Raw genomic sequence first — 22233 nt, 5'->3', positions numbered from 1 at the left:
CGCCTGATCAGGATTTGCCGTAAACGAAGAATCACTCTAAGGGAAATAGAACATGTCATCCGTCAAGAGCGTCATTGCCAGCAATCGAGACGCCTGGAACGCTTCCGCTGAACAGCACAAAAACAGCCGCGCCTGGGGGACTCTCCTCGAGTCTGTCGGCTTGCCCGACTTTTCATGCCTGGATGCAACCCTGACTGAGTGCTTGCGTGAGGTCGGTATCGCCGGCAAGGACGTTATCCAACTGGGCTGCAACAACGGCCGCGAATCACTTTCCCTGTTTGCGCTGGGCGCACGGACAGTCGTGGGTGTGGACCAGGCCTCTGCCTTTCTGGATCAGGCCCGCGAACTGACCGCGCGCTCGCCACATGCGCCGAGATTCGTCGAGTCCGATGTGCATGAGTTACCCGCTGATCTTCACGAAAGTTTCGATGTCGCCCTGATCACCATTGGCGTCCTGAACTGGATGCCGGACATCAAGGCGTTCTTCGTGCACGCGGCCAAGACCCTCAGACCCGGCGGCACGCTGGTGATTTACGAAACCCATCCCTTCCTGGAAATGTTGGACCCCGAATCGGCTGATCCCTGGAAAATCACCAGATCCTACTTCCAGGCCGGTCCCATCGTTGAAGACAAAGCCATCGTCTACGAAGGCCAGGCAGAGACCAACGGCGTCAGTAGCTACTGGCACCCCCATGGCCTCGGCGAAATCATCACCGGCGCTATCAATGCCGGTTTGCGCCTCAGTCATTTCTCGGAGTATCCGCACTCCAATAGAGAAGAAATTTATGACGTCTATGAAGCAGGCTATTGGGACATCCCGATGTGTTACACCCTGACAGGGATCAAGACGTAGCAGGGATAAGGCCACTGTCTGGATGGCCCGCAGGCAAACATTTGTCGAAAAATGCCGAAAAGGGGACGGCGGGCTCAACCGGTCTAGGCAACGTACACCATTCTTCCGTGCTCAAGTCGACAGTCAGTCTTGCCGGTGGGTGCTGTGAAGCAGCACCTTCGATCAAGCAGGAGAAGCCTGACTTTGGGCATCACCGGGTGTTCCGTCATAGCGGGCGCGTGCGACATGGATGTCGCCATAGCAACGATCTGCCCAATCGACGAGGCCCGCCATCGGTTCCAGCAGCGATTGGCCCAACGGCGCCAAGCGATATTCAACACCCGGCGGCTTGGTCGCAAAGACATGGCGGGTAATCAGTCCATCGCGCTCCAAATCGCGCAAGGTCTGGGTGAGCATGCGCTTGGAAATGTCATGGACCGCCCGGTGAAGCTCGCTGAAGCGGTAAGGTCGCATCGCGAGCGCCATGATGATGAGCATGCTCCATTTGTCGCCGATACGGTCGAGCACGTCGCGCACCGGGCAGTGCACGGACTGGGACTCACCCAACGGATATTGGCTAAATCTTTCGATGACGCTCAATGCGTTGCTCATGCGCAACTCCTCGAGATCTGCTGGTTACAAAAAAGTGCCTCCTTACGGCTCACGGCAGCGGTCTCTATAGTAGACCTACCCCAAGTAATAAGTCCTGAAGATCAGGAGAACGCTCATGTTTTTAGCCATGGGCATTACGGGAAAGGTCGGCCCAGAAGGCCGCTATAGCACAGCTCCGAAACGATCGAGGTCGAATATGAAGGTTCTTGTTTTAGGTGCAACGGGTGGAACCGGGCGGCTGATCGTTCAGGACGCCTTGGAGAAGGGGCATTCCGTCGTGGCGCTGATTCGCTCGAAGGCGCGCGCGCCCGATCTTTCGGGGGCAGACCTCATCGAGGGCGATGCTTGCGACGAAGGCGCCCTCATGCGCGCCCTGGATGGCTGCGATGCGGTCGTCAGCTCGCTGGGGAGCGGCCTTAGTCCTTTCAGCGAGGTCAGCCTGCTGACCGAAGCGACACACGCGCTGGTCCCGGCGATGAAGCGCAGTGGTGTCCGCCGTCTGGTCTGCATCTCCGCTCTGGGAGTTGGAGACAGCCGTGGCCACGGCGGCTTCGTATTCGACCGGCTCTTCATGCCCTTGCTGCTTCGCCATGCCTATAAGGACAAGGGGCGTCAGGAAGCCGCGATCCGCGCCAGCTCACTGGATTGGGTCATCGCTCGCCCCGGCATGCTCACCAACGACTCGGCTCGCGGAAGTTTCAGGGCCGTTACCGACCTCGCCGGCGTCAATGGCGGAAAAATAGCCCGCGCCGATGTCGCTCGGTTCGTGGTGGAGCAACTGGCGGCTGACACCTGGTTGAAGCAGGCGCCCGTCCTTCTGTGGTGAGGGCGAGTCTCCTGGGTCAGCTGTTCCGGCTCAGGCATTCGTCGGAAATCATCCAGCTTGTCGGTCAGGCAATCACACCATTCCTCGACAGCAAACTCATCACCCAAGGTCGGACAAATGTCTAAAATTTCCTGGCGCCAAGTCTTACCCTTGGCCCTTGCCGCTTTCTTCGTTGTGGGTTCACTGAGCAACATCTTCGCCTCGGGATCTATCTACGAGGAATACCTGAAATGGGGGTATCCGCGCTGGTTCCACTTCGTGACCGGATCGCTGGAGCTCACGGCTGCCATTCTGCTTTTCCGGGCGCCGAGTCGCCTGTTGGGTTCGGTGCTCGGTTGTGCTGTCATGTTTGCCGCCCTCGCGACCGTGATCATCCACGGCGAATACGGGCACGCTGTGCCGCCACTCGTTGTGGCGACATTGTCACTTGTGGTCGGCTGGATAAGCTGGCGCAAGCGGATGGCATTAGCCGAACCATCGGACTTCCCTGATCGGCACCCTCCGGCCGGCGTTGTACCCGGCGATAGTCATCGGTAAGGTGCAACTCGCCAACAAAAAACAAGGATGGTTTCATGACGCTCAATTTCCCTCGCACCTTACTGGCCACCACCCTCGGCCTGGTCTTTGCCTGCGGTTTTGCCGCCCCGGCCTGGAGCGCCGAACCCCATAAACAGATGCAGGCCGACGCCGAACAGTACAAGGCCGAGGCTTTGAAGCTGCTGGAGCGCCTGGTGAATATCGATTCGGGTTCTGGTTATGAACCCGGCCTGACCCAGGTGCGCGATATCGCCGTCGATGAGCTGAAAAAACTCGGCGCGACCATCGAACTGGTGCCCGATGCCCACGCCAACAACAGTCACGTACTCGCCACCCTCAAGGGCACCGGCAAGGCAAAAATCCTGTTGATGGCGCATATGGACACCGTGTTCAAGGAAGGCTCGGCCAGCGAGCGCCCGTTTCATATCAAGGATGGCCGCGCCTATGGCCCCGGCGTGATGGATGACAAAGGCGGCATCGTCGCCGGGATCTATGCCCTCAAGGTGCTGAAGCAGCAGAACTTCAACGACTATGCGCAGATCACCTTCCTGCTCGATGCCAGCGAGGAAACCGGCTCGGACATCGCCTCTGAACTGATCCGCAAAACCGCCAAGGCCCATGACGTGACCCTGAACCTGGAGCCCGGTCGTCCGGCCGACGGCCTGGTGGTCTGGCGCAAGGGCAGTGCCACGGCGGTGGTCGAGGTCAAAGGCAAGGCCGCACACGCCGGCGTGGCACCGGAGCTGGGGCGCAACGCAGCGATGGAAGCGGCCCACCAGATTCTGCAACTGAGCACGCTGGGCGACGAAGACAAGAAGACCACCATCAACTTCACCGTGCTCAAGGCCGGAGACCGGGTCAATGTGATCCCCGACGAGGCCGTCGCCAAGGCCGATGTGCGGGCAGCCTTGCCGGAGGAGTTCGATCGGATCGAGAAGGACCTGGCACGGGTCTCGGCCAACAAGCTGATTCCGGACACCGAGGTCAAGACCAGCCTGCTGCGCGGCCTGCCACCGATGCCGCAAACCGCCGAGTCCGACGCGCTGGTGACCATCGCCCAGGGGATCTATGGCGAACTGGGTCGCAAGCTCACCATCGAAGGCAGCGGCGGGGCGGCGGATGCCAGCCTGTCGGCGGGCGTGGGTACGCCGACGCTGGACGGCTTCGGGATTGTCGGCGGCAATATCCACACCCCCGAGGAATACGCCGAGGTGGAAAGCGTGTCCCCGCGGATTTATCTGCTGAGCCGGATGATCATGGAGTTGGCCAAGCGCTAAGGCTTGGCTTTATCAGATCGTTCCCGCACAGCCGGGAACGATCTGTGCGATCACTGAAGCTCCAACTGCATTGATACCCTTCGCCCAACCCTGAACCCATGTGCCTTGGCGGCCGAGGCCACACCCCAGGCTATCGACACCAAACCCAGGATCACCCAGGGAAAGGCACCGGCCCCCAGGGTTTCCAGTAACAGCCCACCCAGCACGCCGCTGGCGGCGAACGCGAGGTTGAAGACGGTCACCAGCATCGACTGGGCCACATCGGCGCCATCGCCGGCCGTGTCCGCCAGGGCGGTCTGCAGTAACGTCGGCGCGCCGCCGAAGCTCAGCCCCCACACCGCGATGCCGATGAAGGTCACGGCAGTCGGTGCCCCGCCGAAACCCAGCATCAGCGATACCAGCGCGAAAGCCCCCAGGCTGAGCAAGACCAGCCCGCGCAAGCCGCGATCAACCCAAAGTCCGGTCATCCAGATACCGCCCAGGGCGGCGAGGCCGAAGGTCAGCAACGCCCAGTCCAGATGCTCGGCCAAGCCAATGGAGGCCAGAAACGGCGCGATGTAGGTGTAAAGGGTGTAGTGGGCCATGATCCAGAACATCACCACCATCAGTACCGGGCGCACGCCGGGTGTGCTCAGCACCTTGCCCATCGGCAGTCGTCGGGTGCTCGTCTGTCCGGGATAGTCAGGCACTTTGAACAGTACCCAGACCATCAGCACCAGGCTGAGCCCGGACAATAGACCGAATACGCCACGCCAACCGAACTGGGCGCCAAGCCAGGCACTGAGCGGTACACCCAACGCCAGTGCCAGCGGGATGCCGAGCATGGCCAGCGCCATGGCCCGGCCCTGTAAAGGGGCTGGCACCATGCGCCGGGCATAACCGGCCAGCAGGCTCCAGGCCAGGCCGGTGGCGATGCCGACCACGAAGCGGGCCAACAAGGTCAATACCAGGTAAGGCGACAACGCGGTCACGGCGTTGCAGACCAGGAAGGCGCCGCCCGCCAGCAGCAAGACGAGTCGACGTCGCCAACCGGCGAGGGCGATGGTCAGGGGAATCGCCGCCAACCCCGAACCCAGTGCACACAAGGTCACCAACTGACCGGCCCAGGCTTGTGAGACGCCAAGATCCTGGGCTATCTGCGGGAGCAGGCCGGCGGGTGTGGTTTCGTTGGCGGTGGCGATAAAGCTGGCCATGGTCAGTGCCAGCAGGGCGGCCAGGGGCATGCGCTCGGGAGTGGTTATACCCCCTGCACTGTGTTGTTTGTCGGTCATGCTCTGCGCCTCGATGACTGGAAGAGAGGCAAGTCTGCTGGCTTTCCTTGTATTTGATAATTGGCGTACTATTTTAGAGTCTTTCAAATCTGTATTTAAAATGGCAACTGATCGATTAGGTGATATGCGTTTATTCGCTGAGGCGGCGGGGCTCGGCAGTTTGTCCGCGGCTGGGCGCAAGCTCGGGCTTTCGCCGGCGGCCGCGAGTGCACGGTTGATCAAGCTGGAGGCGGCGCTACGGACCCGACTGTTCGATCGCACCACTCGGCAATTGCGCCTGACCGACGAGGGCCGGTTCTACCTGCATCACTGTTGGGTGGCCTTGCGCGCCATTGATGAGGCGCAGGCGGGGCTTCAAGCCAGCCAGCAGGGCGTGCGTGGCAAAGTGCGGATCTCGGCGTCCGCCGATTTCGGTCGAAACCTGCTGAACGATTGGCTCGAGATGTTCTGCGACTTGCATCCCGAATTGAGCATCGCGCTGACACTCTCGGATTCGCTGTCGAACCTGCTGCAAGACGATGTGGATCTGGCGATCCGCTTCGGGCGGCCCAGTGACGGCTCGCTGGTCGCCCGGCAGTTGGCGCCCAATTGGCGGGTGCTGTGTGCCTCGCCCGACTATCTGGCGCGACAGGGTGAACCTCTCACTCCGGCACAACTGTCCGGTCATCAATTCATCGTGCTGGTGACTTCGGCGGGGCCTTTGAATGAATTCCACTTTGTAGTGGATGAGCAGGGCTGGAGCCATACCGTGCCGATGGATCAGGCCTGGGAAACCAACGATGGCGCGCTTGCCCGGGCCTGGGTCCTGGCCGGTCGCGGCATCGCCCGAAAAACCATTTGGGACGCTGCCGCGGATATCCGCGCCGGGACACTGAAAGTCCTGTTGCCGGACTTCAGCGTCAGTGAGACGGGCGTCTATGCGGTCTTGCACGCCAATCGTTACCAGGTGCCCCGTGTGCGTGCGCTGCTGGATTTTCTCGTGGAGCGCTTCAGTCGCGCCAGCGAGGAACTGCTACGGGACATGCAGGCACCGCGTTTTCAGGTCGGACCTGAGAGTCACCACACCGAATGACTCAACCACCCCCCACTTTCCAATGTTTGACATCCTCGGCAAAAATCATCTGTTTCATCTCATGAGCGATGCCATAGGCCAGTGATTCATGGGCCGCAATGACCTTCTCCTCGGCCGACAGGCATTTGAATATATCCAACTGGGTCGCCGCATCGGCGGTTTCGATCTGGTAGATCTTCACGTAACGCGCCAGGTCATTGTCCAGACTCGACAAGTATTCCCGCAGCCGCTGGTGGTCCACCGAACTCTGGCTGAAATACCAGTTCATCGGATGGATCAGGAAACGTGAATGGGGCGCGGTGATGCGTCGGGTGGCCGCCAGGAACATGATGATGCCCATGGACTCGATGTTGCCGGCATTGATCGCGCACAGCGGCACCGGCAGCGACTTGAGAAAGGTGTACAGGGAAAAACCGAAGTTGGTACTGCCGCCCGTGGTGGACAGGTTCAGCAGCAGCGAACTGGCGCCTTCTTCAATGGCCTCCAGACAACAGTCGCGAAAACGTTCAGTGGTGCTCTGATCAATCTGGCAATGAAAGTGGACGATGTGCTCGGTCATTGCGGATCTCCCAGTCTGAACGGTTCAGGCATGAACGCGGGCTCTAGTGAATGGAGTGCAAAAGCCGGGTAAAGGTTTCTTCGGTAATGGCTTCTCCAAGCGTTTTCTCTGTTCGCGCACGTTACAGCAGAACTTTCAGCAGCCCTTATCAATGAAAAAGGCCGCTTTCCACCGAAGATCGAGGAAAGCGGCCTGACCGCACGACTTCACGGTTGAATCAATGCTCAGCTACGGCCACCGCCGCCGTGCTGACCACCTTTTTTGCCTGTTTCGGGCTTGTTGCCCATGTCCGGCGCTTTCTGCCGGTCATGGGGAACGTTGCCACCCGATGCCTGGCCGCCTTTCTTGCCGGCGTCAGACGCTTTATTACGGTCGTTTGCAAAATTCCCAGGATTTGAATTTCCGGTATTAGCCATGGTTCAGTACCTCTTGGTTAATTGAATTTTACCTGCAATAGCAGCAAGCACTGATTGGGATCATCGGTCGTTGTGAAAAGTTGAATATTATTTTTCGAAAGTGCGACGAGCGGTTGTTTGATATTAAATTGATATTGAAGTGGCTCCAGGTATTGGGGGCTTTATTGATCAACGGAATAAACGGAGCGTGTCTACAGTATCTGTTTTATATGTTTGTCAGGTGGAGAAAGTGTTTGAAGTGTCTAACGGTACTTCTTTTCTTGTTTATAAAAAGTGATTGAAGGTGGCCCCTGCCGAGCTGTCGGCGTGTCCGGGTGTGGGAAGGTGTTTATCTCGGTCTGGCGGGCAGAGGCACGGGGTTGTCCATCGGCCAGGTTCGGCGCGGCTCGCTCGGAGCCGGCTTGAGGGGTGAGATTAATTATTTCGGTCATCATCTTTACGGCATCAATGATGATGGATATCATCATTGCGGCAGGTGCATGAGTGTTTGCCGCCATCCGCGGCACCGCGTCCAGCGCCTGGGAGTGGGGCGCGTGGGTGCCCCTTTAGGTCTGTGTTCGCAAGTTGAGGGTGTGCCAGTGGAATCTGAACGGATGGAGGAACAGTCGCCGTCGCCGTCGGCGCGGCTTTCCCATAAGCGCAAGGTGGTTGGAGCTGCGGGGGGAGGGCTGTTGTCAGTGGCTCTCTGCGCCGGCCTGTTCATGGTCTGGGGCGATAGCCGCCCGGCTTCGGCGGGTGCCGCACCGGCGCTTCCCGAGGTGCTGGTCAGCCAGCCCCTGGTGCAACAACTGGACACCCGGCTCGGTTTTCTCGGCCAGTTTTCCGCCGTCGACCGGGTCGAACTGAGGGCCCAGGTCGGCGGCACCCTCACCGGCATCCACTTCAAGGATGGCGAATTGGTGCAGAAGGGCGCACCACTGTTCAGCGTGGACCGGGTGCCCTACGAGATCCGCCTGGCCCAGGCCAAATCGCAAGTGCAGCGCTCATCGGCACAACTGGCCTACGCCAAAAATGAATTCCAGCGGGCCGAGGAGCTGGTGCGCCACGACGCCGGTTCCGTGCAAAGCCTGGAACAACGCAAATCGGAATGGCAGCAGGCCGATGCGGCGGTGGCCGAGGCCAATGCCCAGGTCCGCGACGCCCAGTTCGACCTCGACCATTGCGAGATTGTCGCGCCCTTCTCGGGGCGGATCAGTAACCACCTGGTGTCGGTCGGCAACCTGATCGCCGGCAGCCGCGCCGCAGGCAGCCCGACCACCTTGCTGGCGACCCTGGTCTCGGTGGACCCGATCTACCTCGACTTCGACATGAGCGAGTCGGATTACCAGCAATACAAACGTTATAAAAGCAACCGCCAGGGCGCCCCGGCGGACAGTGTGCAGATCGCCGCCGACGGTGGTCATGACTACTCGACGCCGGGCACCCTGGACTTTATCGACAACGCCCTGAACCGCTCCAGCGGCACCATTCATGCCCGCGCCATCGTCAAGAACGGCGACCGTGGGCTGACCCCAGGGGAGTTCGCCCGAGTGCGGGTGGTCACCTCCGCCAGTGCGCCGACGCTGTTGCTGCCGGATGCCGTGGTGTTGCCCGATCAGTCTCGTTTCAACGTGCTCACCGTCGACAAAGACGGCCGGGTCGCGCCCAAGCAAGTCAGCGTCGGCGATATGCGCCATGGCCTGCGGGTCATCACGTCGGGGCTGTCCGCGCAGGATCGGGTGATTGTCGGTGGGCTGCCGTTTGCCGCGCCGGGGTCCCTGGTCAACGCCAAGGACACGACCCTTAAAGCCGACGACGATCAAGCGAAGGAATAGGCCCACATCATGCGTATCGCCCATTTCTTTATCGATCGCCCGCGTTTTGCCGTGGTGGTCAGCTGTTTCCTGACCTTGATCGGCATCGGCGCGCTGTTTGTCCTGCCCGTTGCGCAATACCCGGAAATCGTTCCGCCGACGGTACAGGTCATTACCTCCTACCCCGGAGCTTCGGCCGAAACCATTGCGCATACCGTGGCGACACCGTTGGAGCAGCAGATCAACGGCGTCGAGAACATGCTCTACATGAACAGTCAGTCCACCGGCGACGGCAAGCTGACCATCACCGTGACCTTCCGGATCGGCACGGACCTGAACATTGCCCAGAACCTGACCCAGAACCGGGTGCAGAACGCCTTGCCGCGCTTGCCCGAGGATGTCCAGCGCCTTGGCGTGCAGGTACGCAAGGCCACGCCGAGCATCCTTCTGGCCGTGCACCTCTATTCGGATGACAACAGCAAGGACACGCTCTACCTGTCCAACTACGCGACGCTGCATATCAAGGACGTGCTGGCCCGCGTCTCCGGTGTCGGCGATGTGCAGTTCCAGGGCGGTCGCGAGTACGCCATGCGTATCTGGCTCGACCCCGACAAGGTCTCCGCGCACAACCTGAGTGCCAGTGAGGTACTGGCGGCGCTGCGTGCGCAGAACCTGCAAGTCTCCGCCGGGGTGCTCAACCAGCCGCCGACCCGGAACAGCCAGGCCTATCAGATCAATATCGAGGCGCTGGGGCGCCTGTCCACCCCGGATGAGTTTGCCCAGATCATCCTCAAGACCGATGACGCGGGCCGGATCACCCGGATTGCCGATGTCGGTCGGGTCGAGGTCGGTGCGGTCGACTATGGCTCCACGGCGTTCATGGACCGCAGCGATGCCTCGGCCTTGCTGATCTATGCGCAACCCGGCGCCAACTCGCTGGATGTCGACCATGACGTGCTGGCCAAGATGGAAACCCTGAAGCAGGATTTCCCCGCCGGGGTGGCCTACAAGATCATCTATGACCCGACCATCTTTATCGGCAAGTCGGTGCATGAGGTGATCACCACCATTTTCGAGGCGATCCTGCTGGTGGTGCTGGTGGTCTTCCTGTTCCTGCAGAACTGGCGGGCGACGATCATTCCGGTGGTGGCGATTCCGATCTCGTTGTTCGGCTCGTTTACCGTGCTCTACCTGACCGGGATCTCCCTGAACAACCTGTCGCTGTTCGGCCTGGTGCTGGCGGTGGGGATTGTGGTCGACGATGCCATCGTGGTGGTGGAGAACATCGAACGCAATATCCACGGCGGCATGTCGCCCCGCGAGGCCGCGCACCACACCATGGATGAAGTGGGTGGCGCGCTGCTGTCGATTGCCCTGACCTTGTGTGCGGTGTTTGTGCCGGCGGCGTTTCTTAGCGGCATTTCCGGGTTGTTCTTCAAACAGTTCGCGGTGACGATCGCCGCCTCGACCATCATCTCCTGCATCGTTTCGCTGACCTTGAGCCCGGCGTTGTGTGCCGTGCTGTTCAAACCCGCGAGTGCCCATGGGCCGGAACATCTTTCCTGGGCCGGGCGTCTCCTGGATGCCAGCTTTGGCCGCTTCAACCGGGCCTTTGACAAGCTCTCGTTCGGTTATGGCAACCTGACCCGGCGCCTGGCGCGGGTACTGGGCCTGGTGCTGGCGGTCTATGTCGGCCTGATCGGCCTGACCGGGTTCGAGTTCCACAGCACGCCCACCGGCTTTATCCCCGAGCAGGATCAGGGTTATCTCATCACCATCGTGCAACTGCCGCCGGGGGCTTCGCTGGAGCGTACCGAGGCGGTGGTGCGCCAGGTGATCGATATCGCCCTGGCCACCCCTGGTATCGAACACGCCGCGCCCTTTGTCGGGCTGGATGCGACCACTTCCACGGTGGCGTCCAACGCCGGCACCGTGTTCACCGGGCTGCCGTCGTTGTACAGCCATGATATGCCGGGGTTGACCGCGAAATCGGTGCTGGCTGATCTGCGTCGCCGCCTCTCGGTGATCAAGGACGCCTATGTCCTGACCATCCCACCGCCGCCGGTGCAGGGCCTGGGCAGTTCCGGCGGCTTCAAGCTGATGCTTGAGGACCGCGCTGGGCTCGGCTCCAAGGCCTTGGCCGAGGCGGCCAACAAGCTGGTGGCCGCCGCCCGCAAGGACCCGACCTTTGTCGGCATGTTCACGCTGTTCAACGCCGGCTCGCCGTCGATCTTCACCAATATCGACCGGGTCAAGGCCGAGAAGGTCGGGCTCAAACCCACCGATGTGTTCTCGACGCTGCAGGTCTACCTGGGTTCGCAGTACATCAACGACTTCAACTATCTGGGACGGACCTACCAGGTGGTTGCCCAGGCGGATGCGAACTTCAGGGCAACACCCGAGGACATCACCCGTCTGAAGGTGCGCAACGCCGCCGGCGAGATGGTCCCGATCGGCAGTGTGGCGAGCATCGAGCACAACACCATTGCCTACCGGGTGCCGCGCTTCAACCTCTACCCGGCGGCGGAAGTGCAGGGCGCGGCTGCGCCGGGCGTCGCCACCGGGGATGCCCTGCGCAAGATGGAAGAGCTGGCGCAGAAAACCCTGCCGCAAGGCATCGGCTTCGAGTGGACCGAACTGGCCTACCAGCAACAGCAGCACGGTACGCCGACCCTGTTGGTGTTCGCCGCGGCGGCGCTGTTCTGCTTCCTGGTGCTGGTGGCGCAATACGAAAGCTGGCGCCTGCCGTTGGCGATCATCCTGATCGTGCCGATGTGCATCCTGGCGGCCATCAGCGGGTTGATCGGGCGCGGCATGCCGATCGATATCCTGGCCCAGATCGGCTTTATCGTGCTGATCGGCCTGGCGGCGAAGAACGCGATCCTGATCGTCGAATTCGCCAAGCAGAAACAGGACGAAGGCGGCACGGCGGTGGAAGCGGCGGTGCATGCCGCCCGGACCCGTCTGCGGCCGATCCTGATGACCTCGCTGGCGTTCATCCTCGGGGTGGCACCGCTGACGGTGGCCAGCGGCGCGGGCGCCGAGATGCGTCAGTCGCTGGGTACCACGGTGTTCTTCGGCATGCTCGGGGTGACCTGCTTTGGTCTGTTGTTCACCCCGGCGTTCTAAATCTTCATCCGTAAATACTTCCATGGGAGACGCTGATGGCTGCTCACACTGTTTTTAACCTGGGCCTGCACGCTCAATCGAGGCGCCTGGCCGGCGGCTTGTTGTTTGGCCTGGGACTGGCGGGGTGCTCGGTCGGTCCCGACTACCAGGCGCCACAGATAGCCCTGGCGGCCTTTCACAATACCCTGGCCGGCACGCCCGAAAGCCGGCTTCCGGCGCCTGAGCTGTCGACCTGGTGGTACGGCTTCAAGGACCCGTTGCTGGTGGATATCGTCAATCAGGTGGTGGCCCAGAACCTCGACCTGGAAGCATCGCTGGCCAGGGTCGAGCAGGCCCGGGCGGCGGCGGGTGGGGCTGACGCCGCGCTGTACCCGACGGTGGATTTCAACGGTTCGGCGACCCGTCAGCGGCAGAGCCTGCAAAGCCCATTGGGGGCCTTGGGCAGCGGTCTGCCGGGCTACGACCGCAATCAGAAGGAACTGACTGCCGGTCTGTCCGCCAGTTGGGAAGCCGACCTGGCCCAGGGGCTGCACCGAGGGGCGGCGGCGGCCCGGGACGAAGTGCAGGCGGCGGAGGCGACACACCTGGGCACGCGGATTACCGTGGTGGCCGAGGCGGCCGATGCCTATGTGCAGATCCGCGGCTACCAGGCTCGCCTGGCGGTCGCCACCGACCAGATCAGTACCGATGAGCAGTTGCTGGAGCTGGTCAATGTGCGGCGGCGGGTCGGCGATGTGGCCGAGCGCGATGTCGCCCAGGCCGAGGCATTGCTCAAGCAGGCCCGTTCGACCGTACCGCTGCTGCGCATTGCCCTGGAGGCGCAGCTCAACCGCCTTGACGTGCTGATGGGCAAGCAGCCGGGCAGCGCCGCGCAATTGTTGTCCAAGGCCACGGCGATTCCTGGTTTGCCAGCGGTCAAGGACAGCCTTGCCACGGCCGATGTGCTGCGTCGGCGCCCCGATATCATGGCGGCGGAACGACGCCTGGCGGCCTCCAACGAACGCATCGGTGAAGCCATCGCGCAGTACTATCCCAGTGTCTCGTTGTCCGGCGCGCTCGGGTTTGACAGTGGCACGGGCAATGGCCTGTTCACCCAGCGTTCGTTCCAGCCGTCGATCACCGGGCTGGTGCGCTGGCGCCTGTTCGACTTCGGCAAGATCGACGCTGAAGTGGCCCAGGCCAAGGGGGCCAACCGTGAAGCCCTGGCGCTCTACCGTCAGGCGGTGTTGAAGGCCGCCGAGGATGTCGAGAACGCCCTGGTCTCGCTGTCGCAGACCGAGCAGAGAAGAGAGGAACTGGCCGGGGAGGTGAGCGCGCTGACCCGTGCCCGTGACCTTTCGCAGATCGCCTACAAGGCCGGTGCCACACCGCTGACCGATGTGCTGGACGCCAACCGTGAGTTGCTGGTGGCCCGCGATAGCCTCAACGGCACCCAGGCCGATTCGGCACGGGCGGCGGTGACGCTGTTCCGGGCGATTGGCGGGGGCTGGGACAGTGCGAGTGTGGTGGCTGCGGACAAGCCGCAATAGCCAGCAAAGAAAGCTAAACCGCCGATCAACGATCGGCGGTTTCGTTGCACCACTGGTTGATCACCGAGGTCATGATCTTGTCTGCCAGGACCGGGTCGTCAGTGGCCCGGGCGATCAGCATCGCACCGGTTATCGATGACAGCACCTGCATGGCGCGCTCTTGCGAGAGGTTGCCGGCGTCACCGTCCTGCTTGCTCATCAAGGTCCCCAGCAAACGCTGTACACCCTGGGTAAAGGCCGTGCTGGCCTCGCCGCCAACCCGTGACACATCCGCTGCGAGGGTGGGAATCGGGCAGGCCGCCTGCTTGTCCTGGCAATGTTTGGTCGTGACGTAGGACCTGACGATATCCTCGGTGGTATGGGTGCCCTTCCAGAAATCCTGATACTCCTCGAAGATCCGACTGACCGCCGCCGCGACAAACTCTTCCTTGCCATTGGGAAACTGTCGATAAAAGCTGCCGTGGGTCAGCCCGGCGGATTTGGCCAACTCGCCGATCCCGATACCGCCGATGCCATGCTCCCGGTACAGCCGAGACGCCGCCGAGAGGATTTTTTCCTTGTTCAGGCTGCTTTGTTCCTTGGTGACTTTCATGCGGACCTCTTGCGACATTCACCGCTGCCGCACAGGCCCGGGTCGATAATCCCTGGATCTGTTCGGCAGGTGTTGACGATAACGAGTCGTCGAATTTAATGATTGTAGTCGTAATCTTTGAGGCTGGGTATCAGCCGAAGTTCAATGCACCGACAGGAGGAGGGGGCTGGCGGCTCAATCGACAAAAATGATCTTCGACACCAGGTCCGCACTGTTCTTGGCCTGCATTTTTTTCATCAGCCGGGCGCGGTGGACTTCCACGGTGCGGTGCGAGATCGACAGTTTCCTCGCGACTTCCTTGCAGGTCAGGCCGTTGACGATGTGCATCGACACTTCCCGTTCGCGCGGCGTGAGGTCGACCGTGGCGTGATGGGCCCGGTCCAGGCGCTCGAAGTGCCAGACCATCAGCTTGAACGGATCATCCGGGGTCAGCGTATAGCCCTGGGACCTGGCCCAGAACACTTCACCGTTCTTGTGCTGCATGAAACGTTCATCGGCGTAGGAGCCGTTCTTGCTGCGGCGTAACCAATTGCGGCTGCGATTGCCGATGGTCTTGTAATCCGCTTGGGAAGGGTAGATCAGCAGGGTCAGCTGCCCCAGCAGCTCTTCGCGCGGGTAGCCGAACAATTCCAGGAAGGCTTCGTTGCAATCGAGCATCACGCGGTTGCCGGTGATCAATTGTGCTGCGGGCGAGACCATGAATGCCAGGCGCTGAAGGTCTTTCAGTTCTTGTGTGAAGACGGTCATTGGCATCCTGCCTCAAGGTAAGTCCGATTCTGGCGATTTCAGACCCGGGGTCGCTACGTACCCAGGTACGTAATTGTACTAACTGGCGAGCGATACCGGCGTTGCGCCATTGTAAGCACAGCCTGATCCTTTCCAAGAAGAAAATCACCATGATCCATGATTGTGTCTCCATAGTTGCGGCCGGCCACTCACGTTTTGGTCGCCTTGACGGTTCCACCCTGGAAGATCTGGTTGTTCAAGTGACCCGCCAGGCGCTGACGGACGCCGCGATTGACGCTTCTGAGATCGATGCATTGTTTCTCGGGCATTTCAATTCGGGCATGGTCCCGGATGGTTTCGCCAGTTCTTTGCTGCTGCAAGCCGACCCGGGGTTGCGCTTCAAACCCGCCACCCGTTGTGAAAATGCCTGTGCGTCGGGCTCGGCGGCAATTCAGGCCGGGATCAACGCGATTCTTTCCGGTTCCGCCGAACTGGTGTTGGTGGTGGGCGCCGAGAAGATGACGTCCAACTCCACGGCCGAGGTCACCCGGGCCTTGGCCGGTGCCGGTTACCAGAACGATATCGAGGAGGCCGGCCTGAGTTTTCCGCAATTGTTCGGCCTCGCCGCGCAGCAGTATCGCCAGCGCTACCACTGCCCGATGGCGTCCATGGCCGCCATTGCCGCGAAGAATCACGCCAACGCCATGGCCAATCCCCTGGCGCAGATGCACCGGGTCATGGATTTCGAACACTGCAACAACGTCTCCCAGAGCAATCCTTATGTCGCGCCGTCGTTGCGCCTGACCGATTGTTCGCTGATCAGCGACGGCGCCGCCGCCATCGTGCTGGCGTCGTCCCGACGTGCGCAGCAGTTCCGGCGTGAGGTACGGATCCGCTCGACGGCCCAGGTCAACGATGTGCTGCCGATCTCGCGCCGTGACATCCTGGCCTTCGAAGGACCGCAGCGGGCGATCCGCTCGGCCCTGCGGGGTGCCAGTGTGACCCTTGGCGACCTCGGTTTCGCCGAAGTCCATGACTGTTTCACCATCGCCGAACTGCTGATCTACGAAGCCATGGGCCTGGCGCCCAGGGGCGAAGGGCATCGTGCCCTGGATGACGGCACCGTGCGTCCGGGCGGACGCCTGCCGGTGAACCTGTCCGGTGGACTCAAGGCCAAGGGGCATCCGGTGGGGGCGACCGGGGTCTCGATGCATGCCCTGGCGTTCCGTCAACTGACCGGCGAACCCATCGGCCTGGCCGCGGCGAACCCGGAGTTCGGCCTGGTGTTCAATATGGGCGGCATGGCCGTCGCCAACTACGCCACGGTGCTTCAGGCACGCAGGAGCTGAGCATGAATATCGCCAACTGGCTGGACGATGCCGGGCAGCGTTGCCCGGAGCGACCGGCCCTGTTCGAAGGGCGGCGACAAGTGGCCAATTATGGCGCCTTTGTCGCCCTGGTCCGACATCGCGCCGGGTATCTGATGGACCAGCACGGGATTGTCCCCGGTGACCGTGTCGCTCTGTTCATGAAGAACTGCTGCGAATACCTCGAACTGCTTTACGCCATCTGGTGGGTCGGCGCGGTGGCGGTGCCGATCAATGGCAAGTTGCACCCTGCCGAAGCCGGCTGGATCGTCGGTAACGCCCAGGCGCGGTTGATTTTCACCGATGGCGGCCAAGTGTTCGCGCCCGAGCTGCTGCCCCAGGGCTGCCTGGAGCTGGACCGGGAGGACATGGGCTCGTTCGCCACGATCGCTTTGGTCACGCCGGTCACGCCTTTTCCACGGCAGGCCGATGACATTGCCTGGCTGTTTTACACCTCAGGCACCACCGGCCGTTCCAAGGGCGTGATGCTGAGTCACGGCAACCTGGCGGCGATGTCGTTGTGTTATCCCCTCGATGTCGATCCGGTCGGCGCCGAGGATGCGGTGGTCTATGCGGCGCCGATGTCCCACGGTGCCGGCCTCTACAACTTTATCCATGTGCGCCGCGCCGCGCGCCATGTGGTTCCCGAATCCCGTGGCTTCAAGGCCGACGAACTGTTCGCGCTGGCGAGCGAGTTGGGCAATGTCAGCCTGTTCGCCGCGCCGACCATGCTCAAGCGTATGGTCGAGCAGGCTCGCCGGCAAGGTTATGGCGGCGAGGGCATCAAGACCATCGTCTATGGCGGCGCGCCCATGTACCTGGCGGACCTGGAGCAGGCCCTCGACACCTTCGGACCGCGGCTGGTGCAGATCTATGGCCAGGGCGAGAGCCCCATGACCATCAGCGCCCTGTCCCGGGAGTTGATCGCGGATCGCCAGAACCCTGACTGGCCCTTGGTGGCCGCGTCCGTGGGCCGGGCCCAGTCGTGTGTGGAAATCCGCATCCTCGATCCAGGACACCGGCCGCTGCCCCCCGGGCGGATGGGGGAAATCGCCGTGCGCGGTGCCACCGTCATGCAGGGCTACTGGCGCAACGAAGCCGCGACGCAGCAGGCCCTGGTGGACGGCTGGCTGCTGACCGGTGACGTGGGTTTTGTCGACGACGCCGGCTACCTGACGCTGACCGACCGCTCCAAGGATGTGATCATCTCCGGCGGTTGCAACGTCTATCCCCGGGAAGTCGAGGAGGTGCTGGCGCAACACCCCGGGGTCTTCGAAGTTTGCGTCGTCGGTGAACCAAATGCACAGTGGGGTGAATCGGTGGTAGCGTTCGTGGTTGCGCGCATGGCCGGGACGCTCGACGAATCGTCGCTCAATGCCTGGTTTACCGAGCGCATGGCCTCGTTCAAGAAGCCGAAGAAATACGTGTTTCGCAGTGAACTACCCAGGAACAGCTATGGCAAGATTCTCAAGACCGAGCTGCGCCTGTGGTTGAAGACCAGCGCCAATGACACCCTGGTTCCTTGACCCCCCTTTTTACGGATAGCCATCAGACAGGAGTCCCTTCCATGGGAATGCCACACACAGACCCGGCCCGGCAACGGCGCCGGGCATTTATCGGTGCGACCTCCGGTCATTTGATCGAATGGTACGACTACGGCGTCTACGGCTTTCTCGCCGTGTATATCGGCAAGTCGTTCTTCGTCTCCGACGACCCCACCACCAGCCTGCTCGCCAGTTTCGCCGCCTTTGCCCTGAGCTTTTTTATCCGGCCGCTGGGCGGGTTGTTCTTCGGCCCGTTGGCGGACAAGATCGGTCGGCGCAAGACCCTGATCACCGTACTGGTGATGATGGCCGGCTCCACTTGCCTGCTGGGGTTGCTGCCGACCTATGGCACGCTGGGGATCGCCGCGCCGATCCTGCTGGTGTTGATTCGTTGTGTGCAGGGTTTCTCTGCCGGCGGCGAGATCGGCACCATCACCAGCTTTATTTCCGAGTATGCCGGGCCAGGGCGGCGTGGTTTTGCCACCTGCTGGTTGATGGTCACGGCGGTGCTCGGCCTGTTGCTGGGCGGAGCGGTGGCCAACGGCATGACCTGGACCTTGGGGGCTGAGTTGATGCAGGCCTGGGGCTGGCGCATTCCCTTCCTGCTGGCGGCGCCCCTGGGCCTGATCTCGATGTACATCCGCCTGAAGCTGGAAGACAGCCCCGAGTTCATCGCCTTGCTGCGGGCCGGGCAGACCTCGAAGGCACCGCTGCGGGAAGTCTGGCAGTGGAAGCGGGCGATTGCCCTGGTGTTCTTTATCATCACCCTGCACAGCTCGATCTTCTACCTGGTGCTGACCTTTGCCTCGACCTACATGTCGAGCATTCTCAAGTTCGACAGCGGCACGACCCTGCTCTATGTCTTCACTGCCAGCTTCTCGGCGGCCTTTGTCATGCCGTTCGGTGGGGCGTTCACCGACCGTTACGGGCGCAAGCCGTTCCTGCTGGTGGTGGGCACCCTGGCGACCCTGGCGATGTTCTGGCTGTTCAAGTCGGCGCCGACGGCGACGGCCGCGTCGTTTTTCTGGCCGTTGATGGCGGTGGCGATCCTGTTCGGGCTCTATGCCTCGTCGACCTACGCGTTGATGAGCGAGTTGCTGCCCACGCGTATCCGCTCCACGGGCATCGCGGTGGCCTACAACATTCCGGTGGCGGTATTCGGTGGCAGTGCACCGCTGATTTCCACCTGGCTGATCAAGCTGACCGGGGACATTACATCGCCCTGGTACTTCTACGTCGGCACGGGGGTGGTGTCGCTGATTGCGCTGGTGCTGTTGCGCCAGGGGGATTTTGTTGCCAGCACCGGTACGGTACGGCAGGCCGCGCCGGCGGCAGCTACGCCAATACCGGCCAGTTGACGAGATCCTGAAAACACCCAAAAAACCCTGTAGGAGCGAGCTTGCTCGCGATAGACCTGAGAGCGCCGCATTTACCCAGTAAACGCTGCGTTATCGTTAACGTCCATCGCGAGCAAGCTCGCTCCTGCAAGGTGAACCGTGTTCAACCCTGATTGGGCACAGCCCCCCGGGGCGCAAGAATCAAATCCCGCGCGGAGTAGAAACCCTGCACCAAGCGGTTCTTGGCCCGGTACTCGCAGAGCACGAGCAGGGTGTCCGGGAGATGGGTGGCCGTTGAGCCGTGCTTGACCACCATTATCTTACCGCCCGAGCGCAGGCGTACATGTGACCCAGGTTCGAATGTGCCCATCATCGTGATCTCACAAGGTTACAAGGTTTTGGGTGTCCGCTCCGTCCAGCCGCCGCCGAGCGCCTTGTACAGATTGACCTCGGCGGTCAACTGCGAGAGCCGGTCGGTGATCAGTGTCTGCTGGGCGCTGAACAGCGAGCGCTGGGCATCGAGGAAGGTCAGGCTGTTGTCGACGCCGACACGGTAGCGACGTTCCGCCAGGCGGTAATACTCCTGGTTGGCCTGCACCAGATCGTTCTGCGCCTTCAGTTGATTCTTGTAGGTCTGGCGTGCCGCCAGGCCATCGGAGACTTCCTGGAAGGCGGTCTGGATCGACTTCTCATACTGCGAGACGCGGATGTCCTTCTGGATCTTCGAGTAATCCAGGCTCGCCTGCAGGCTGCCGGCGTTGAAAATCGGGATATTGATCTGCGGTTGAAACAACCAGCCCCCCGAACCGCCCTTGAACAGCCCGGACAGCTCGTTGCTCGACGTACCGGCGTTGGCGGTCAGGGTGATGCTCGGGAAGAACGCCGCGCGGGCGGCACCGATGCTGGCATTGGCCGACTGCAACTGGTATTCGGCCTGGAGAATGTCCGGGCGCCGTTGCAGAAGATCCGAAGGCAGGCCCGCCGGTACTTCGGCGAACCAGTCGGCGGCCAGTGGACGGGTCGGCGGGCTGTCCGCCACCGGGGTGCCCACCAGCAAGGTCAGGCTGTTGAGGTCCTGGGCGACTTGGCGCTGAAAGGTCGCCAGGCTCGCCCTGGCGCTTTCCACCGAGGTGCGGGACTGGGCAAGGGCCAGGGACGAGGTGGTGCCGACTTGTTGGCTGCGTTCGGTCAGGCGCAGGCTCTTTTCGTAGGAGTTGAGCGTGTCCTGGGTCAAGACCAGCAGTTCCTGGTCGGCGCGCCAGGTCAGGTAGGCGTTGGCGACACTCGCCACCAGGCTCAACTGGGTGCTGCGGCGGGCTTCTTCGCTGGACAGATAGGTCAGCGAGGCCTGCTCACTTAGGCTGCGGATACGCCCGAACAGGTCCAGCTCGTAGGAACTGATCCCCAGCGTCGCCGAGTAGGTGCCGCTGGTCACCGCGCTGCTGGTTTGCCCCACGCTGGCCGGTACGCGCTGGCGGGTGCCGGTGCCGTTGGCGCTGATGGCCGGGAACAGGTCGGCGCGCTGTATCCGGTATTGCGCCTGGTAGGCCTCGACATTGAGGGCCGCCACACGCAAGTCGCGGTTGTTGAGCACCGCGCTTTCGATCAGCTTTTGCAGCGCCGGATCGCGGAACAGATCGCGCCAGCCCACATCTGCGGCCATCGGTCCGGAGAGGGCCGGGGCGTAGGCAGGTGTCTGCGGGTACTGTGCGGCGACCGGCGCGGCAGGGCGCTGATAGTCCGGGATCAACGAGCAGCCGCTCAGGGCAAAGGCCATGGCCACCCAGGGGCTCAGGGATTTGTTCATTATGCTCCTATCATCCACTTGGCTAACCCATGTCGCCCGCTGACACCCAGCTTGGCCGCGGAACGTTTGAGGTAGGTCTCGATGGAACTGTTCTTGACGCAGAGTTTTTCTGCGATCTCAGGGACGGTGCCGCCGGCCAGCAACCCCAGGCAAACCTCTTTTTCCCGCACCGAGAGCGCGACCTCGCAAGCATTCAGACGCTCGTTGAACTCGCGCTGCAATTGCGTCTGTTCCAGGGCAACCAGGCTGCGTGGGGTTGACCCACCCGGGCTTTTTGCGCTGGATTGGCGATGGGCTCGGGCATGTCGCTCCGTCAGGGGCAACAAGGTCTCGGAGAGGTATTTCAAGAAGGACAGCTCTTGCAGGGAGAAGTCGCGTTCCACCCGTGGGCGGTGCAGCGAAATCACACAGCAACGATTGGCCTTGCGTGAAATAAGGCTGCACTGATGGGACGTGCCGAGGCAGTTATTGTCTTTCTCGTTTTTCATCCGTGCATTCAGATGAATCAGCAGTGCGTCTTCGACTTCCAGCACGCGCTTGACCAGAGGATGGTCGTTGCGGTGCTTGGCGTTGGTCGGGCAAACCGCCTGCATCTGCGGGCTCAACTCAAGCCCCGCGTGGCCCAGCAGTTGGACATCGACCACCGACGATTGGCTGTCGTCGACGGTCCATTCGCTGAGCTCGATCCGACTGACCGCCACCGAGGCGTTGATCAGTTGGTGCATGTTGCTCAGGAATTTCTCGTCGCCGACGCTGGAAACCAGTTTCCCCAGTTCCAGGTACAGGTGGGCCTTCACTACATCTTTGGCATTCGTCTGTTGGTTCATATGCTGATCCTGCATATCAGAAGTAGCTTGCAATTCTGTCGTCGGGGGATACGAAATCCATCCGCCCCCCGCGACGCTCAAACCATTTCTTGCCTTGATACCCTGAAGTTCAGGTATCACCCGTGAATCCCTTCACAAAAAACGATTCAGTCAATAGTGATAATTAAGCTCAGTTACGTA

At 61.7% G+C, this 22233-nt stretch carries 20 protein-coding genes; 11 read left to right on the top strand and 9 right to left on the bottom strand.

What is annotated here, in order from left to right:
- Positions 1-52: 52 nt before the first annotated feature.
- Positions 53-853, top strand: a complete 801-nt coding sequence (locus tag HX866_RS32780) for a class I SAM-dependent methyltransferase (protein WP_177097052.1) — start codon at positions 53-55, stop codon at positions 851-853.
- A gap of 162 nt (positions 854-1015) precedes the next feature.
- Here HX866_RS32780 and HX866_RS32775 read toward each other — a convergent pair whose 3' ends face one another.
- Positions 1016-1444: a winged helix-turn-helix transcriptional regulator gene (locus tag HX866_RS32775; protein WP_177141180.1), complete on the bottom strand. Its 429-nt coding sequence runs from the start codon at positions 1442-1444 to the stop codon at positions 1016-1018.
- A 115-nt stretch (positions 1445-1559) separates the two neighbouring features.
- Here HX866_RS32775 and HX866_RS32770 point away from each other — a divergent pair, with 115 nt between their 5' ends.
- The 3 genes from HX866_RS32770 to HX866_RS32760 all read left to right on the top strand — a co-directional run bounded on the left by HX866_RS32770 (position 1560) and on the right by HX866_RS32760 (position 4084).
- On the top strand, positions 1560-2270 hold the full coding sequence (locus HX866_RS32770; protein ID WP_218179827.1) for an NAD(P)-dependent oxidoreductase: 711 nt from the start codon (positions 1560-1562) through the stop codon (positions 2268-2270).
- A gap of 117 nt (positions 2271-2387) precedes the next feature.
- Complete coding sequence (locus tag HX866_RS32765) at positions 2388-2807, top strand: DoxX family protein (protein ID WP_218179826.1); 420 nt, start codon at positions 2388-2390, stop codon at positions 2805-2807.
- A gap of 35 nt (positions 2808-2842) precedes the next feature.
- Positions 2843-4084 carry a M20/M25/M40 family metallo-hydrolase gene (locus tag HX866_RS32760; protein WP_177141179.1) on the top strand — a complete coding sequence of 414 codons (1242 nt, stop codon included), beginning with the start codon at positions 2843-2845 and terminating at the stop codon, positions 4082-4084.
- A gap of 50 nt (positions 4085-4134) precedes the next feature.
- Here HX866_RS32760 and HX866_RS32755 read toward each other — a convergent pair whose 3' ends face one another.
- A complete protein-coding gene (locus HX866_RS32755; protein ID WP_177141178.1) occupies positions 4135-5355 on the bottom strand; it encodes an MFS transporter in 1221 nt (406 codons plus the stop codon).
- Positions 5356-5455: 100 nt separating this feature from the next.
- Here HX866_RS32755 and HX866_RS32750 point away from each other — a divergent pair, with 100 nt between their 5' ends.
- Positions 5456-6427, top strand: coding sequence for a LysR family transcriptional regulator (locus HX866_RS32750; RefSeq protein WP_177141177.1), 972 nt, complete (start codon positions 5456-5458; stop codon positions 6425-6427).
- Between the two features lies 1 nt (position 6428).
- Here the strand turns inward: HX866_RS32750 and HX866_RS32745 are convergent, their stop codons facing one another.
- From HX866_RS32745 to HX866_RS32735, 3 genes are all read right to left on the bottom strand, one after another.
- Entirely contained in the window at positions 6429-6986 is a 558-nt protein-coding gene (locus HX866_RS32745; RefSeq protein ID WP_177097037.1) for an ATP-dependent Clp protease proteolytic subunit, read from the bottom strand.
- A 224-nt stretch (positions 6987-7210) separates the two neighbouring features.
- Entirely contained in the window at positions 7211-7402 is a 192-nt protein-coding gene (locus HX866_RS32740) for a general stress protein (protein ID WP_177124442.1), read from the bottom strand.
- 242 nt (positions 7403-7644) lie between these two features.
- Complete coding sequence (locus HX866_RS32735) at positions 7645-7899, bottom strand: hypothetical protein (protein ID WP_177141176.1); 255 nt, start codon at positions 7897-7899, stop codon at positions 7645-7647.
- A gap of 180 nt (positions 7900-8079) precedes the next feature.
- On the opposite strand from HX866_RS32735, the gene HX866_RS32730 reads away from it, so the two are divergent.
- From HX866_RS32730 to HX866_RS32720, 3 genes are read left to right on the top strand one after another with little or no spacing between them, the layout of a single operon-like run.
- Positions 8080-9216 (top strand): efflux RND transporter periplasmic adaptor subunit, encoded by a 1137-nt coding sequence (locus tag HX866_RS32730; protein WP_371318745.1) that lies wholly within the window; start codon positions 8080-8082, stop codon positions 9214-9216.
- Positions 9217-9225: 9 nt separating this feature from the next.
- A complete protein-coding gene (locus HX866_RS32725) occupies positions 9226-12324 on the top strand; it encodes an efflux RND transporter permease subunit (protein ID WP_177141175.1) in 3099 nt (1032 codons plus the stop codon).
- 35 nt (positions 12325-12359) lie between these two features.
- The gene (locus HX866_RS32720) at positions 12360-13853 is read left to right on the top strand and encodes an efflux transporter outer membrane subunit (RefSeq protein WP_177141174.1); all 1494 of its coding nucleotides are present in this window, start codon (positions 12360-12362) and stop codon (positions 13851-13853) included.
- Between the two features lie 25 nt (positions 13854-13878).
- On the opposite strand, the gene HX866_RS32715 is transcribed toward HX866_RS32720, so the two are convergent.
- Together HX866_RS32715 and HX866_RS32710 are read right to left on the bottom strand one after the other, a co-directional pair.
- A complete protein-coding gene (locus tag HX866_RS32715) occupies positions 13879-14445 on the bottom strand; it encodes a TetR/AcrR family transcriptional regulator (protein ID WP_177097029.1) in 567 nt (188 codons plus the stop codon).
- A gap of 174 nt (positions 14446-14619) precedes the next feature.
- Positions 14620-15192 carry a LuxR C-terminal-related transcriptional regulator gene (locus HX866_RS32710; protein WP_177097027.1) on the bottom strand — a complete coding sequence of 191 codons (573 nt, stop codon included), beginning with the start codon at positions 15190-15192 and terminating at the stop codon, positions 14620-14622.
- Positions 15193-15341: 149 nt separating this feature from the next.
- Between HX866_RS32710 and HX866_RS32705 the strand changes: the two genes are divergently transcribed.
- The 3 genes from HX866_RS32705 to HX866_RS32695 are packed head-to-tail and all read left to right on the top strand — an operon-like array spanning position 15342 to position 19440.
- Positions 15342-16520, top strand: coding sequence for an acetyl-CoA acetyltransferase (locus HX866_RS32705; protein WP_177141173.1), 1179 nt, complete (start codon positions 15342-15344; stop codon positions 16518-16520).
- Between the two features lie 2 nt (positions 16521-16522).
- Positions 16523-18064, top strand: a complete 1542-nt coding sequence (locus HX866_RS32700; protein ID WP_177141172.1) for a class I adenylate-forming enzyme family protein — start codon at positions 16523-16525, stop codon at positions 18062-18064.
- Positions 18065-18105: 41 nt separating this feature from the next.
- Positions 18106-19440 carry an MFS transporter gene (locus HX866_RS32695; protein ID WP_177097021.1) on the top strand — a complete coding sequence of 445 codons (1335 nt, stop codon included), beginning with the start codon at positions 18106-18108 and terminating at the stop codon, positions 19438-19440.
- A gap of 367 nt (positions 19441-19807) precedes the next feature.
- Here HX866_RS32695 and HX866_RS32690 read toward each other — a convergent pair whose 3' ends face one another.
- Both HX866_RS32690 and HX866_RS32685 read right to left on the bottom strand, forming a co-directional pair.
- Positions 19808-21226 carry an efflux transporter outer membrane subunit gene (locus tag HX866_RS32690; RefSeq protein WP_177097020.1) on the bottom strand — a complete coding sequence of 473 codons (1419 nt, stop codon included), beginning with the start codon at positions 21224-21226 and terminating at the stop codon, positions 19808-19810.
- Positions 21226-22053: a helix-turn-helix transcriptional regulator gene (locus HX866_RS32685; RefSeq protein ID WP_177097018.1), complete on the bottom strand. Its 828-nt coding sequence runs from the start codon at positions 22051-22053 to the stop codon at positions 21226-21228. The genes HX866_RS32690 and HX866_RS32685 overlap by 1 nt, the downstream gene beginning before the upstream one ends.
- Between the last annotated feature and the right edge of the window lie 180 nt (positions 22054-22233).

This window comes from Pseudomonas gingeri, from assembly GCF_013386165.1.
Taxonomy (GTDB): domain Bacteria; phylum Pseudomonadota; class Gammaproteobacteria; order Pseudomonadales; family Pseudomonadaceae; genus Aquipseudomonas; species Aquipseudomonas gingeri_C.
The sequence above is the reverse complement of the archived record's forward strand: the minus strand, read 5'-3'. Positions and strand labels throughout refer to the sequence as shown.